Source organism: Cellulomonas sp. (assembly GCF_017744555.1).
GTDB lineage: Bacteria > Actinomycetota > Actinomycetes > Actinomycetales > Cellulomonadaceae > Cellulomonas.
In genome coordinates this window covers 45,666-60,035 of the sequence record NZ_JAGIBD010000002.1, presented here as the reverse complement: position 1 = coordinate 60,035, position 14,370 = coordinate 45,666, and the positions used below count along the sequence as shown (strand labels likewise).

The window sequence follows — 14,370 nt, the reverse complement described above, 5'->3', positions numbered from 1 at the left end:
GGCCGTCGGCGGCGCCCCGGGGGCCTCGGGGGCGACAGGGCGGGCGGACGTCGGCACCGCAGCATCCTGCCCCACGCGGGATCCCCCGGCGTCGTCGGCGGAGCCGCGGGGCGCCCGCTTTGCCGCTCGCCGCGCGCGTCGGCGCGCGGCCCGGTAGGAACGGTCGGCATGACCGTTGTCGGCTTCCACGCCTCGCACGAGCAGGTCCACCCCGCCGCGCTGCTCGCCGCCGTGCAACGCGCCGAGCAGGCCGGGTTCGACGCCGCCATGTGCTCCGACCACTTCGCGCCCTGGAGCGTGCGGCAGGGGCACTCCGGGTACGCGTGGTCGTGGCTCGGCGCCGCGCTCGCGACCACCCGGCTGCCGTTCGGGGTCGTCTGCGCGCCCGGTCAGCGGTACCACCCGGCGGTCGTCGCGCAGGCCGCCGGGACGCTCGCCGCGATGTTCCCGGGCCGGTTCTGGGTCGCGCTGGGCAGCGGCGAGAACGTCAACGAGCACATCACGGGCGACCCCTGGCCGCCGAAGGAGGAGCGCGACGCCCGGCTGCGCGAGTGCGTCGACGTCATCCGGGCCCTGCTCGCGGGCCAGACCGTGACGCACGACGGGCTCGTGACGGTCGACCGGGCGAAGCTGTGGACCCTGCCCGACGTGCCGCCGCGACTGATCGGCCCCGCGGTCACCCCGCAGACGGCCCGGCGCCACGCCGAGTGGGCCGACGGGCTCGTCACCGTCAACCAGCCGCCCGACGTGCTGCGCCGCGTGCTCGACGAGTACCGCGACGCCGGCGGCCGCGGCACGACGGCCCTGCAGGTGCACGTCTCGTGGGCGCCCGACGAGGCGACCGCGCTCGCCACCGCCCGCGAGCAGTGGCGGTCCAACGTGCTCGGGCCGCCACGCGCCTGGGACCTCGACACCCCCGAGGCGTTCGACTCCGCGACCGACGACGCCGGCGACGACCAGGTGCGGACGAGCGTCGTGGTCGAGCACGACCCCGCGCGGCTCCTCGACCGGCTCGTGGCGCTCGCGGACCTCGGGTTCGACGCGCTCTACCTGCACCAGGTCGCGACCGACCCGCGCCCCGACCACGACAAGCACGACGACGCCGCCCCGACCGCCACCCCCCGCAGCGCGACCCTCGACGCGTTCGTCGACATGGCTGCCGAGCACGTGCTCCCGACGCTCCGCCGCGAGTCCAGGTAGCCGTCGGTCGTGCGGACCGGCGCGGCTGAGCGCTACGCCAGCCAGACGCCGTCGCGCATGAGCCAACGGCCCGCGAGCTCGTCCTCCTCGCGCCAGGCCTGGACCGTGCGCGGGTGGACCCGGAAGTAGGGGTAGTCGGCGCGGATCGTGCGGGGGTCGAATCCCGTCTTCGCCGCGAAGGCGTCGCCGACCTGCGCGGGCAGAGCCTCGCGGGGGACCACCTCGACCGTGCCGTGCACGAGCACGACGTCCCGGGTCTGCCCGATGCCGACCTGCACGGAGCCGTTGGACGCGAGGTTCCGGCCCGCCGGGCTCGCGGCCGCGGTGGACAGCAGGAGCGTCGAGCCGTCCCAGAGGAACGACAGGACGGTCAGGCGCGGGGTCGAGGCGTCGTCGGTGGTCGCGACCCAGGCGTCGACGTCGTGCGCGAGCCGGTGCTCGGTGTCGGAACGCCGCTGCTCGGCCGTGCGCGGGCCGGCCGTGTCGGCGCTCATGCGTCGTCGCCCGTGCGGGCCGTGCGGACCCGGTCGAGCAGCAGCGTGGCGATGTCGGCGACCTCGGGGACCCCGACGGTCGCGCGTGCGGCGGGTCCGGGTCCGGGGCCGGCGGACGGGGCGGTGGGGTCCGACGTCGTCGCGCCCGCGGCTGCCGCGCCGGCTGCCCCCGTGCCCGCGGACGCGTGGCCGGCGGCAGCCGCGACCCCGTCGGACAGCATCACCGAGCAGAACGGGCAGGCGGTCGCGACGACGTCCGCCCCGGTGCCGATCGCCTCCTCCGCCCGGGCGGTGCTGATCCGGGTGCCGATGGACTCCTCCATCCACATGCGCGCGCCGCCGGCGCCGCAGCAGAACGACGCCTCCCGGCTCCGCGGCATCTCGGCGAGCTCGACCCCGGGCAGGGCCCCGAGCAGCTCGCGCGGCGGCGAGTACACCTGGTTGTGCCGGCCGAGGTAGCAGGGGTCGTGGTACGTGACCCGGCGTGCGGAGGGCGCGTCCGCGGACGCTGCCCGGGGATCGTCGTCCGCGAGCGGCACGAGCCGTCCGTCGGCGACCAGGGTGTTGAGCAGCTCGGTGTGGTGCAGCACCGTGAACCGGCCGCCGAGCTGCGGGTACTCCCGGGAGATCGTGTTGAAGCAGTGCGCGCAGGTGACGACGATCGTCTGGGCGCCGACCTCGTTGAGCACCTCGACGTTGGCGGACGCGAGCATCTGGTAGAGCAGCTCGTTGCCGGCCCGGCGGGCGGGGTCGCCCGTGCACGACTCGCCGTCGCCCAGGACCGCGAACGTGACGCCCGCGGTGTGCAGCAGCTCGGCGACGGCCCGGGTGGTCTTCTTCGCGCGATCCTCGTAGGCGCCCGCGCAGCCGACCCAGAACAGGTAGTCGACCTCGGTCGCGGACTCGACGTCGGCGCCGACCACGGGGACGTCGAACGGCAGGCCCTTGGCCCAGTCGAGCCGCGCGCGGGAGGGCAGGCCCCACGGGTTGCCCTGCCGCTCGAGCTTGGTGAACGTGCCGCCGAGCTCCTTGGGGAACGCCGACTCCATGAGCACCTGGTAGCGCCGCATGTCGACGATGGTGTCGACGTGCTCGATGTCCACCGGGCACTGCTGCACGCACGCACCGCACGTGGTGCACGCCCACAGCGCGTCGGCGTCGATGACGCCGGATCCCACGAGATCGACCCCGGCGTGCGCGTCCTCGAGCGTCGCGGCGCGGCCGTCCGACCGGGAGGACGGCGCCTTCGTCCCGCCGGAGGCACCCGACGCCGCGCGCAGGTAGGGCGCCGTCGCGGCCGCGTGGTCACGCAACGCGAGCGTGACCAGCTTCGGGGACAGCGGCTTGCCCGTGGCCCACGCCGGGCACTGGTCCTGGCACCGGCCGCACTCCGTGCAGGTCGCGGTGTCGAGCAGCTGCTTCCAGGACAGGTCCTCGATCGCGCCGGCGCCGAGGCGCGCGTCGTCGGGCAGGTCCTCCAGCGCGGCCAGGTCGATCGGCGCGCCGGTGCGGTCCGTGAGCGGAGCCAGCGGGCCGAGGGCTGGTCCGCCCGCGGCCTGGCGGCGGGCGTACACGTTGACGATGGCCAGGAACCGGTGCCACGCGACGCCCATCGTGGGCTGCAGCCCGACGACGACGAACCACGACATCGACACGAGGATCTTCACGGTCGCGATCACCACGACCGCGGTCGCGAGCGTGTCGTGCGCGGCTGGCACCCAGGACGCACCGAACCACGCGGTGAGCGGGAAGTGCCACGCCGTCGCGAGGTGCTCGGTGGCCGGGTCCTGCGCGGCGAGCGCGTACTCGAGGCCGCGCAGCAGGATCACCGCGAGCACCACGGCGAACACCGTGAACTCGACGAAGAACGCCTGCCCCTGGTTCGAGCCGAAGAACCGGGACCCGCGCCGCGTCGACCCGAGCCGCAGGCGCAGCACGAACAGCGCGACGATCCCGAGCAGCGCGGCCCACGCGAACAGCTCGATCGCCCACTCCAGGGGCGGGAAGTGACCGATCACCGGCAGCGAGGACTCAGGGTCGACGACCTGCCCGTACCCGGTGACGAGCGTGACGAACAGCAGCGGGAACGACACCATGACGACCCAGTGGGCCGCCCGCACGACCGGCCGGTGCTGGAACCGGGTGTGCCCGAGGACCTCGCGCGCGAGCGTGCCGAGCCGCGTGCCGACGGGCGCGAGCCGCCCGGGCGCGGGCTTGCCGATCGCCGCGGTCCGCCCGATCGTCACGGCCCCGCGCACGAACAGCCCGACGCCGACCACGGTCGCGACGACGACGAGCCCGAGACACACCCACTGCAGCGGATCCACGCGCACACGCTAGTGGGCGGCGCGCGCCGGGGCTGTGGCACGTCCGCCGAGTTCGTGGCTTCGCGCCGAGTTCGTGGGTTGCAGCCCACGACCTCGCCGACAACCCACGACCTCGGCAAGAACCCGGAGGGGGCCAGCGACCGGTGTGGCGTGCCGGCTGCTGAGCCGATCATGCGGACGCACTTGATAGTGTCTTGACCGAATCCTTTCGACCTCCCGACCGACCACCCGCCCTCGACCGGACGGAGCCGGACGCGTGCTGTTGCTGCTGCTCGTGCACTTCGCAGCGGCCGTCGTCGCGCCCGCCCTGTTCGGGTGGCTGGGCCGCCGGGCGTTCTGGGTGCTGGCCCTCGCGCCGGCGAGCGCGTTCGTCTGGGCGCTGTCGTGGACCTCGGCGGTCGCGGACGGCCGCGGCCCGGTGGAGCAGGTCGAGTGGGTGCCTGCGCTGGGCCTGGAGCTGACGTTCCGGCTCGACACGCTGTCGTGGCTCATGACGATCGTGGTCGGGGGCGTGGGCGCCCTCGTGCTCGTCTACTGCGCCGGGTACTTCAAGGCGGCCGCGCAGGGCCTCGGTCGGTTCGGCGGCGTGTTCGTCGCGTTCGCGGGGGCCATGCTCGGCCTCGTCACGGCCGACGACATGCTGCTGCTGTTCGTGTTCTGGGAGCTGACGACGGTCACGTCGTACCTGCTCATCGGCCACTACGCGGACCGCAAGGCGAGCCGGCGGGCGGCCATGCAGGCCATCGTCATCACGACGGCGGGCGGCCTCGCGATGCTCGTCGGCGTGGTGCTGCTCGGCCAGGCGGCGGGCACGTACCGGCTCTCCGCGGTGATCGCGCACCCGCCGGGCGGCACGGTCGCCACGGTCGCGGTCGTCTGCCTGCTGCTCGGCGTCATCACCAAGTCGGCGCTCATCCCGTTCCACTTCTGGCTGCCCGCCGCGATGGCCGCGCCGACCCCGGTGAGCGCCTACCTGCACGCCGCCGCGATGGTGAAGGCCGGCGTCTACCTCGTCGCCCGGTTCGCCCCCGCGTACGCGACGAACGAGGTGTGGCACTGGACGGTCCTCGTGCTCGGCTGCGGCACGCTGATCCTCGGCGGGTACCGGGCGCTGCGGCAGCACGACCTCAAGCTCGTGCTCGCGTTCGGCACGGTCAGCCAGCTCGGGCTGATCGTGCTGCTCGTGGGCCTCGGGACCAGGGCGGCGGCGCTCGCGGGGCTGGCGATGCTCGGCGCGCACGCGATGTTCAAGGCGTCGCTGTTCCTGGTGGTCGGCGGGATCGACGCGGCCACCGGCACGCGTGACCTGCGGCGGCTCTCGGGCGTCGGGCGGCGGCTGCCGCTGACCGCGACCGCGGGCGCCCTCGCGACGGCGTCGATGATCGGCCTGCCGCCGTTCGCCGGGTACGTCGCGAAGGAGGCGGGCCTCGAGTCGCTGCACGACCTGCCCTGGGTGCTCGCCGCCGTCGCCGTCGGCTCGGTGCTCACGGTCGCGTACGGGTGCCGGCTGTGGTGGGGGGCCTTCTCGACCAAGCCGGCCGTGGTGCCCGCCGCGGTCGCGGAGTCCGACGCGGGCCAGAGCGCGTCCATCGCGGACGCCGGCCGGGAGTCCGCCGCGCCCGCGCCGATCACGACCCCGTCGCTGCTGCTCGTGTGGCCCGCGCTGATCCTCGCGGTCCTCGGCCTGGCCGTCGCGCTCCTGCCGCAGCTCGGCGAGCACCTGCTCGCGCCGTACGCGGACACCTATCCGGAGGGCAAGCCCGGGCACCTCGCGCTCTGGGCCGGCCTGACGCCGACGTTCCTGCTGACGCTCGGCATCCTCGCCGTCGGTGCGCTGCTGTTCGCGATCCGCGACCGGGTGGAGCGGTGGCAGTCCGGCGTCTACCGCGGCCCCGACGCCGACCGGGTGTACCGCCGGTTCATGCGCCGGCTCGACGACGTCGCGGCCGACGTCACGGCGATCACCCAGCGCGGTTCATTGCCGCTGTACCTGGGCATCATCCTGCTGGTGTTCGTGGTCGGCGTCGGCGGCACGACCCTCGTCGCGACGACGTTCGACGGGGACGTCACGGCGTGGGACCAGCCCGCACAGGTGATCTTCGGGGCCATGACGATCGTGTCGGCCATCCTCGTCGCCCGCGCCCGGCGCCGCCTCAAGGCCGTGATCCTGCTCGGCATCGGCGGGTACGCCGTCGCGGGGCTCTACCTGCTGCACGGCGCGCCCGACCTGGCCCTCACCCAGGTGCTCGTCGAGACCGTGACGCTCGTCGTGTTCGTGCTCGTGCTGCGTCGGCTGCCTCCCTACTTCTCCGACCGGCCGCTCGCCGCGAGCCGGTGGGTGCGGCTCGGCATCGGGCTCGCGGTCGGCCTGACGGTCGCGGGGATCGCGCTCGTCGCGCCCGGCGCCCGGTTGCACGCGCCGGTGTCGGAGCACTTCGCGCAGGAGGCCGTCGAGTTCGGCGGCGGCAAGAACATCGTCAACGTGACGCTCGTCGACATCCGTGCGTGGGACACGATGGGCGAGATCTCGGTGCTGCTCGTGGCGGCCACCGGCGTCGCGTCGCTCGTCTTCCTGTCCCGCCGCTCGGGCGCCATCTTCCGCGAGCGCGACGCGCCGGCCGACCGGGCCGTCTGGGGCGGGATCCCGGACACCATGGCGGGACTGCGGAGGCCGGACGGTCCCCGCACGGGCGCCGACGAGTCCCGCGGCCAGGGCCCGACGAGCGAGGTCGCCCCCCGCTCGGCGGCGCGCGCCCGCGAGTGGCTGCGCGCCGGCCGGACCCTGGCCCCCCAGCGGCGGTCCGTGATCTTCGAGGTCGTGGTCCGGCTGCTGTTCCACACGATGATCGTCTACTCGGTCTACCTGCTGTTCAGCGGCCACAGCCAGCCGGGCGGCGGGTTCGCCGCCGGGCTCGTGACGGGGATCGCGCTCATCGTCCGGTACCTCGCGGGCGGGCGGTACGAGCTCGGCGAGGCGGCACCCGTGCAGCCCGGTCTGCTGCTCGGCGGCGGGCTGTTCCTGTCGGCCGGTGTCGGGCTCGTCGCGCAGCTCGCGGGCGGGTCGGTGCTCCAGTCGTGGCAGCTGGACCTCCACCTGCCGGTGATCGGGGACCTGCACCTGGTGACGAGCCTCTTCTTCGACATCGGGGTCTACCTCGTGGTCGTCGGTCTCGTGCTCGACGTGCTGCGCAGCCTCGGCGCCGAGATCGACCGGCGCGCGGAGACCGGCGAGGACGGCGAGATCGGGGACGCGGTCGGCGGCGACGCCGAGCCCGCCGACGCACCGGGGGCCGCCCGATGATCGACATGAGCCCCAACCTCGTCCTCGTGGTCACCATCGCGGTGCTGTTCACGGTCGGCGTCTACCTGCTGCTCGAGCGCAGCCTGTCGCGCGTGCTCATCGGCGTGATCCTCGTCGGCAACGGCGCGAACCTGCTGTTCCTCGTGGCCGGGGGTGCCGCGGGCGGTCCGCCCATCGTCGGCGTCACGCCCGACGGCGAGATGAGCGACCCGCTGCCGCAGGCGATGGTCCTCACGGCCATCGTCATCACGCTCGGCATGACCGCGTTCCTGCTGGCCATGGCGTACCGGTCGTGGCAGCTGCACCGGCACGACGAGGTGCAGGACGACGTCGAGGACCGCCGCATCGCCCGCCTCGCCGCGATCGACGAGCTCGCCGTGTCCGACAGCGACGACCAGGGACCGGTCGCGACGCTCGACGAGGAGGCCGCCGAGGCGCACGACGAGACGGACGAGGGGCATCCGGCTGATCCTCAGCCGGCGGGGGAGGTGACCCGATGACCGACCTCACCTGGGTCGTCCCGATGCCCGTCGTCGTCCCGCTGTTCGCCGCGGGCCTCGCGCTCGCGATGTACCGGCGGCCGAACGCGCAGCGCGTCATCTCGGTCGTCGCGCTGTCGACCGTGCTGCTCGCGTCGGTGACGCTGCTGGTCGTGGTGGACGACGGACCGCTCGTCATCGACGTCGGCGGCTGGGCGGCACCGGTCGGCATCGACCTCGTCGCCGACCGCCTGTCGGCCCTCATGCTCACCATCTCGTCGGCCGTGACGCTGTGCGTCCTGCTGTACTCGCTCGCGCAGGGCAACGAGGACGACGAGGAGTCCGCGCCGATCTCGATCTTCCACCCGACGTACCTGGTGCTGGCCGCGGGGGTCGCCGACGCGTTCCTGTCCGGCGACCTGTTCAACATCTACGTCGGGTTCGAGATCCTGCTCGCGGCGTCGTTCGTGCTGCTGACCCTCGGCGGCACGGGCGAGCGGATCCGGGCGGGCACGATCTACGTGGTCGTGGCCCTGCTGTCGTCGGTGCTGTTCCTCGTCGCCCTCGCGATGATCTACGCCGCGTGCGGCACCGTGAACCTCGCACAGCTCGCGCTCCGCCTGCCCGAGATCGACCCCGGCGTGCGGCTCGTGCTCCAGGTGCTGCTGCTGCTCGCGTTCGCGATCAAGGCGGCGATCTTCCCGCTGTCCGCCTGGCTGCCGGACTCGTACCCGACCGCGCCCGCGCCCGTCACCGCGGTGTTCGCGGGCCTGCTCACCAAGGTCGGCGTCTACGCGATCATCCGCACGCAGACGCTGCTGTTCCCGGACGGCCGGCTCGACGACGTGCTCATGTGGCTCGCGCTCGCGACGATGGTCGTCGGCATCCTCGGCGCCGTCGCGCAGGACGACATCAAACGTCTGCTGTCGTTCACGCTGGTCAGCCACATCGGGTACATGGTGTTCGGCATCGCCCTGGCCACCGACGCGGGCTGGACGGCGGCCATCTACTACGTCGCCCACCACATCACCGTCCAGACCGCGCTGTTCCTCGTCGTCGGGCTCGTCGAGCGTGCGGGCGGGTCGACGTCGCTGACCAAGCTCGGCGGCCTCGCCAAGCTCGCGCCGGTGCTCGCGATCCTGTTCTTCGTGCCCGCGATGAACCTCGCCGGTATCCCGCCGCTGTCCGGGTTCCTCGGCAAGGTCGGGCTGCTGCAGGCCGGTGTCGCGGTCGGCACGCCGCTCGCGTACGTGCTCGTCGTCGGGTCCGTCGTCACGTCGCTGCTCACGCTGTACGCGCTGGTCAAGGCGTGGAACAAGGCGTTCTGGCAGACCCCGCCCGTCGAGCGCCCGCCCGTGCGGCTGCCGTTCGGGATGGTCGGCCCGGCCGCCGCGCTCGTCGCCGTCGGCCTGATGCTGACGCTCGCCGCCGGACCGCTGTACGCGTACACCGAGCGCGCCGCCGTCGCGCTCACCGAGAAGACGCCGTACATCGACGCGGTGCTGCCGGACGGGCAGCGCGGCAAGGGCGTCTCGGCGACGTTCGACGAGGACGACGTGGCCGGTGCAGAGCCCTCCACGCAGCACGGCACGGTCGAGGGGGGCCACGGATGAGCCTGCATCCCCGCCGCGCCCGGTGGCGCACCCAGTGGGCGACCGTCGTGTGGCTCACGGTCGTCTGGGTGTTCTTGTGGGGCGACCTGTCCGTCGGCAACGTGCTCGCGGGGCTCGTGCTCGGGTTCGTCATCACGAGCGGCCTGCGGATGGCGCCGATCTGGTTCCACGGGCACCTGCGCTTCTGGCCCCTGCTGCACCTGGTCGCGCGGTTCGCCGTCGATCTCGTCCGCGCGTCGTTCGAGGTCAGCCTCATCGCGCTGCGCCCCGGGTACACGCCCCGCGGCGCCGTCATCGGCGTGCAGCTGCGCAGCCACTCCGACCTGTACCTCACGCTGACCGCCGAGCTGTGCTCGCTGGTGCCCGGCTCGCTGGTCGTCGAGGCGCACCGGCTCACCGGGATGCTCTACCTGCACGTGCTCGACGTGCGGCAGTCCGGCGGCATCGAGGCGGCCCGGCAGGCCGTGCTCGACCAGGAGGCACGCGTGCTGCGCGCGTTCGCGTCCGACGAGGAGCTCGCGGCCGCCCATCTCGTGGCGGTGGGACCGTGAACGTCGTCGTGGTCGTCTGCTCGGCGCTGCTCGTCGTCGGCGCCGGGCTGGCCGTCGTCCGGGCCGAGAAGGGTCCGTCGATGCTCGACCGGACCATCGCGCTCGACATCGTCGTCACCACGATGCTCGCCGGCATCGCCCTGTACGCCGCCGTGTACCGCCGGGCCGACGTGGTGCCGATCCTCGTGGTGCTGTCGCTCGTCGGTTTCGTGGGGTCGGTGACGATCGCGCGGTTCGCGTCCGTGGAGCCCGAGGGTGAGGGACGGGTCCGGACCCGCGAGGAGATCGCCGCCGAGGAGGCCGAGCGGCGGGCCGCCGAGGAGTCGTCGCGTGCCGAGGCGGAGGGGGCCGTCACGGGCGACCACCACGAGTCGCCGCCCGTCGACGCCGACGAGCACCACGGCGGCGGAGCTGCGGGGGAGGTCCGATGACGCGCGAGCACGGACCGGGGGAGGACGGATGACGCACGGAGCCTGGGACACGGTCGCCGACGTCGTGTCGATGATCTGCCTGCTCGGCGGGGCGTTCCTCGCGTTCGCGGCCGGGGTCGGCGTGCTGCGGTTCCCCGACCTGCTCTCGCGCATGCACGCCGGGACGAAGCCGCAGGTGCTCGGCCTGGTCCTGGTGCTCGTCGGGCTCGCGCTGCGGCTGCGGTCCGGCGGGGCGGTGTGGGCGCTCGTGCTGGTCGTCGTCTTCCAGATGCTCACCGCACCCGTCGCCGCGCACATGGTGGGGCGTGCCGGGTTCCGGACCGGGAAGGTGCGGTCCGACCTGCTCGTGGTCGACGAGCTCACGCGGGACCTCGACGCGCGCGACGCCGCGGACGGCGGGAACGGCGGGACCGACGCGCGCCCCGGCAATGGCAGCGGCACCGACGGCGGCAGCAGCGCCGGCAACGGCAGGGGCGCCGACGACGGCACCGGGACGGTCCGGACGTGACCGAGCGCGCCGCCTGGACCGTCACGACCCACGACTGGTCGGCGGACGTCGACCGCGACCACCTCGCCGCGATCCGTGCCCGGCCGGACGTCTACGCGGCCGGCGGGCGGCGGCACCTGATCCTCGAGGTGCTCGCGTACGCCGACGAGGAGGCCGCATCGATCGGGCGGGTCGGCCGGGCCGTCGTCACAGGGTTGCCCGACGGCTCGGTGTCCGTCGCGGACGACGGGCGTGGCACGGACACCCGCGTGGACGAGCACGGGCGCGTGATCCGCAAGCACGTCATGGCGACCAAGGACGTCCGGTTCTTCGACGCGGTCGACGCCCCCACGCTGCCCGACGGCCTGCCGCGCCGGGGCATGTCGACGGTCGCCGCGCTGAGCGAGGTCTTGGTCCACGAGAACCACCGGGCGACCGGCGCGTGGTCGCAGACGTACCGGCACGGCGTCCCCGACGGCGAGCTGCACCCGGTCTCCGGGCGCGGCGGCTCGGGCACGACGGTGACGTTCCGGCCGGACCCTGGGGTCGGGGAGCCTGCGGAGCTCGCCGGCTCCGACCTCGTCGCGTTCCGCTGGCTGGTCGTCGAGCTGCGCTGACCGCGGGGCGTCACCCGACCCGCTCGAGGAACGCGAGCACCCGCTCGGTCAGCAGCCCCGCGGCGTCCGGCCGGTAGGACGGCAGGCTCGAGTCGGCGAACAGGTGCTGGTCGCCGGGGTAGAGGAACAGCTCGGCGTCGTCGGGTGCCTCGGCGACGAGCGCCCGGGCCGCGTCGACGTCCCCCTCGTCGACGAAGTACGGGTCGGCGTCCATGCCGTGCACCTGCACCGGCACCCCGGCGGGCCAGCCGTCGCCGAACTCGTCGGTCGGGAGGCACGAGTGCAGGAACAGCGCCCCGACCGCGCCCGGCCGGGTCTGCGCGAGGAGCTGCGCCGGCATGACGCCGAGCGAGAAGCCCACGTAGACGAGCGCGTCGGGGAGCCCGTCGGCCGTCGCGCGCCCGCGCTCGAGCACCGTGCCGAACCCGATCTCGCCCGCGTGCGCGACCCCGGCCTCGACCGAGTCGAACGTGCGCCCGTCGAACAGGTCGGGCACGTGCACGGTGTGCCCGGCGTCCCGCAGCGTCTGCGCGAACGCCTCGACGCCGGGCGTCAGGCCCTGGGCATGGTGGAACAGCAGGATCTCGGGCATCGTCCGCTCCGTCCGGTGTGCGTCGCGCCGGTTCGGGACCCCGGCGGACCGATCCTGCCGTGAGCCACCGACATCCGCGCGCACCGGCGGCAAGGGTCGGCCGGGTGACGACGGGCGCCGCCGACCGGTGCTTGAATCCCAGAGGAGGAGGCGCGCACATGACCCGGGACGTCGTGGTCGTCGGTTCGGGGCCCAACGGGCTCGCGGCCGCGGTCACGCTCGCGCACGTCGGCCTGCACGTCACCGTCGTCGAGGCGCAACCCACCGTCGGCGGCGGCGCGCGCACGCTCGACCTCGGCCTGGCCGACGGGATCGTGCACGACGTCTGCTCCGCGGTGCACCCCATGGCGTGGGCGTCGCCGTTCTTCCAGCAGTTCGACCTCGCGGCCCGTGGTGTCGAGCTGCTCACCCCCGAGGTGTCGTTCGCCCAGCCGCTCGCCGACGGGCGCGCGGGCCTCGCCTATCGCGACCTCGACCGCACCGTCGACGGCCTCGGCGTCGACGGCCCGGCCTGGCGCGACGTGCTGGGCCCGCTCGTCGCCGACCACGAGCACACCGTGCAGCTCGCGCTCGGCGACAAGCGCAGCATCCCCGCCGGGCTGCTGCCGCACGGTACGAAGGCGGCGCTGCACTTCGGGCTCGAGGTGCTCGAGCAGGGCACGCGCGCGTGGGACCGCCGGTTCTCCGACGACGTCGCGCCCGCGCTGCTCACCGGCGTCGCGTCGCACGCCATCACGCCCGTGCCGTCGCTCGCCGCCGCCGGGACCGCGCTGCTGCTCGCCGCCCTCGCGCACGCCGGAGACGGCTGGCCGATCCCGCGGGGCGGGTCGGGGGCGATCGTCGCGGCGCTCGTCGCCGACCTGCGCGCGCACGGCGGCGAGGTCGTCACCGACCACCCGGTGCGGTCGCACGCCGACCTGCCGCCCGCGCACGCCTACCTGTTCGACACCACGCCCCGCGCCGTCGTCGAGATCCTCGGTGACCGGCTCCCGGCCCGCACCCGCCGTCAGTTCCTGTCGTTCAAGCACGGCAACGGCGCCGCCAAGGTCGACTTCGTGCTGTCCGGGCCCGTGCCGTGGACGGTGCCCGAGGTCGGGCTCGCGGGGACCGTGCACGTCGGCGGCACGCGCGCCGAGATGGCGGCGGCCGAGGCCGACGTCGACGCGGGACGGCACGCCGAGCGCCCGACGATCCTGCTGAGCGACCCGACGGTCGTCGACGCCGGACGTGCCGTCGGCGGCCTGCGACCCCTGTGGACGTACGCGCACGTCCCGGCGCACTCCGACGTCGACGTCACCGAGGCCGTCACCGCCCACATCGAGCGCTACGCCCCCGGGTTCCGCGACGTCGTCGTCGCCTCCCGCTGCGTCCCCGCGTCCCGGATGGCCGAGCACGACGCGAACTACGTCGGCGGCGACATCGCCGGCGGCGCGACGACGATGGGGCAGATGCTCGCCCGGCCGACCCCGCGCCTCAACCCCTACGCGACCGGACGCGACGGGGTGTACCTGTGCTCGGCGTCCACGCCGCCCGGGCCCGGGGTGCACGGGCTGTCCGGGTGGTACGCCGCCCGGCGGGTGCTGCGCGAGGTGTTCTGCGAGCCGGCCGTCCCGGACCTGGCCCCGTTCGCCCGCCACCTGGTCGACGACCCGTCGATCTGACGGCCCGGCCGACCGCGCACGGGGCGCCCGTCAGGTCAGAGGGTCGGTCCGGCGCTTGCGCTCGATCTTCGCGACGTACTTCGTGGTGCCACGGGTCGCCAGAACCCGGGAGACCCCGACGACCGCACCCATCGCGGCCGCGGCGGCGATGAGCTCACCGATGGGGGACTCGTCGGCCGCGTTGTCGGGCTGCGGTGCAGGGCGCCCGACGATCGCCTTCCACGCCTGGTTGACGACCTGCCGCGCGACCATCGCCGCGATGATCGTGACGGCGGCACCGGCGATCTTCGCGACCATCGAGTGGTCGGACTGCTCCTCCATGACGAACCTCCAGGTGGGGGGCCTGCGACGGGCCTGCCGTCCACCGTAACGGGCGACCGGACCGGTCGCCCCCCGACCGCGCGTCCGACGTGCCTGGACGCCCGTCCGGGGAGTCCTCGGGACGGGCGTAGGATCGCGGACGAACGACAGGGGAGCGTCAGGAGGACCGGCACCGCGCCGGGCCCCCGGGACGCTGAGAGTGCGGACCACCGCAGACCCTCGAACCTGATCCGGTTGGTACCGGCGTAGGGAGTCGGGCTTCTCAGTCTCCGCGGTCGTCGTCCGGCCCCCGCGTG

Annotated in this window: 13 protein-coding genes and 1 riboswitch; of the genes, 9 read left to right on the top strand and 4 right to left on the bottom strand. The window is 74.2% G+C overall.

Features of this window, described 5'->3' with window-relative positions:
• The first annotated feature begins 168 nt into the window (after nucleotides 1-168).
• Complete coding sequence (locus J7523_RS02490) at nucleotides 169-1,200, top strand: TIGR03885 family FMN-dependent LLM class oxidoreductase (protein ID WP_291881801.1); 1,032 nt, start codon at nucleotides 169-171, stop codon at nucleotides 1,198-1,200.
• Between the two features lie 32 nt (nucleotides 1,201-1,232).
• On the opposite strand, the gene J7523_RS02485 is transcribed toward J7523_RS02490, so the two are convergent.
• Together J7523_RS02485 and J7523_RS02480 are read right to left on the bottom strand one after the other, a co-directional pair.
• Nucleotides 1,233-1,694, bottom strand: a complete 462-nt coding sequence (locus tag J7523_RS02485; protein ID WP_291881799.1) for a pyridoxamine 5'-phosphate oxidase family protein — start codon at nucleotides 1,692-1,694, stop codon at nucleotides 1,233-1,235.
• Entirely contained in the window at nucleotides 1,691-4,021 is a 2,331-nt protein-coding gene (locus tag J7523_RS02480) for a heterodisulfide reductase-related iron-sulfur binding cluster (protein WP_291881797.1), read from the bottom strand. The genes J7523_RS02485 and J7523_RS02480 overlap by 4 nt, the downstream gene beginning before the upstream one ends.
• A gap of 256 nt (nucleotides 4,022-4,277) precedes the next feature.
• On the opposite strand from J7523_RS02480, the gene J7523_RS02475 reads away from it, so the two are divergent.
• Genes J7523_RS02475 through J7523_RS02445 form a run of 7 tightly spaced genes read left to right on the top strand, consistent with a single transcriptional unit; the run spans nucleotide 4,278 to nucleotide 11,500 of the window.
• Entirely contained in the window at nucleotides 4,278-7,322 is a 3,045-nt protein-coding gene (locus J7523_RS02475; protein WP_291881794.1) for a Na+/H+ antiporter subunit A, read from the top strand.
• Entirely contained in the window at nucleotides 7,319-7,822 is a 504-nt protein-coding gene (locus tag J7523_RS02470; protein WP_291881791.1) for a Na(+)/H(+) antiporter subunit C, read from the top strand. Before J7523_RS02475 ends, J7523_RS02470 begins: the two co-directional genes overlap by 4 nt.
• The gene (locus J7523_RS02465) at nucleotides 7,819-9,414 is read left to right on the top strand and encodes a Na+/H+ antiporter subunit D (RefSeq protein ID WP_291881789.1); all 1,596 of its coding nucleotides are present in this window, start codon (nucleotides 7,819-7,821) and stop codon (nucleotides 9,412-9,414) included. The genes J7523_RS02470 and J7523_RS02465 overlap by 4 nt, the downstream gene beginning before the upstream one ends.
• Nucleotides 9,411-9,965: a Na+/H+ antiporter subunit E gene (locus J7523_RS02460; protein WP_291881787.1), complete on the top strand. Its 555-nt coding sequence runs from the start codon at nucleotides 9,411-9,413 to the stop codon at nucleotides 9,963-9,965. The genes J7523_RS02465 and J7523_RS02460 overlap by 4 nt, the downstream gene beginning before the upstream one ends.
• Complete coding sequence (locus tag J7523_RS02455) at nucleotides 9,962-10,396, top strand: monovalent cation/H+ antiporter complex subunit F (RefSeq protein WP_291881784.1); 435 nt, start codon at nucleotides 9,962-9,964, stop codon at nucleotides 10,394-10,396. Before J7523_RS02460 ends, J7523_RS02455 begins: the two co-directional genes overlap by 4 nt.
• 28 nt (nucleotides 10,397-10,424) lie before the next feature.
• On the top strand, nucleotides 10,425-10,904 hold the full coding sequence (gene mnhG, locus J7523_RS02450; protein WP_291881781.1) for a monovalent cation/H(+) antiporter subunit G: 480 nt from the start codon (nucleotides 10,425-10,427) through the stop codon (nucleotides 10,902-10,904).
• The gene (locus J7523_RS02445) at nucleotides 10,901-11,500 is read left to right on the top strand and encodes an ATP-binding protein (protein WP_291881778.1); all 600 of its coding nucleotides are present in this window, start codon (nucleotides 10,901-10,903) and stop codon (nucleotides 11,498-11,500) included. Before mnhG ends, J7523_RS02445 begins: the two co-directional genes overlap by 4 nt.
• A 10-nt stretch (nucleotides 11,501-11,510) precedes the next feature.
• Here J7523_RS02445 and J7523_RS02440 read toward each other — a convergent pair whose 3' ends face one another.
• Nucleotides 11,511-12,092 (bottom strand): dienelactone hydrolase family protein, encoded by a 582-nt coding sequence (locus J7523_RS02440; protein ID WP_291881776.1) that lies wholly within the window; start codon nucleotides 12,090-12,092, stop codon nucleotides 11,511-11,513.
• 158 nt (nucleotides 12,093-12,250) lie between these two features.
• Between J7523_RS02440 and J7523_RS02435 the strand changes: the two genes are divergently transcribed.
• A complete protein-coding gene (locus J7523_RS02435) occupies nucleotides 12,251-13,753 on the top strand; it encodes an NAD(P)/FAD-dependent oxidoreductase (protein ID WP_291881774.1) in 1,503 nt (500 codons plus the stop codon).
• A gap of 30 nt (nucleotides 13,754-13,783) precedes the next feature.
• On the opposite strand, the gene J7523_RS02430 is transcribed toward J7523_RS02435, so the two are convergent.
• Nucleotides 13,784-14,074: a DUF4235 domain-containing protein gene (locus J7523_RS02430; protein WP_291881772.1), complete on the bottom strand. Its 291-nt coding sequence runs from the start codon at nucleotides 14,072-14,074 to the stop codon at nucleotides 13,784-13,786.
• Nucleotides 14,075-14,212: 138 nt separating this feature from the next.
• A riboswitch (TPP riboswitch) is annotated at nucleotides 14,213-14,343 on the top strand.
• The last annotated feature ends 27 nt before the right edge of the window (nucleotides 14,344-14,370 follow it).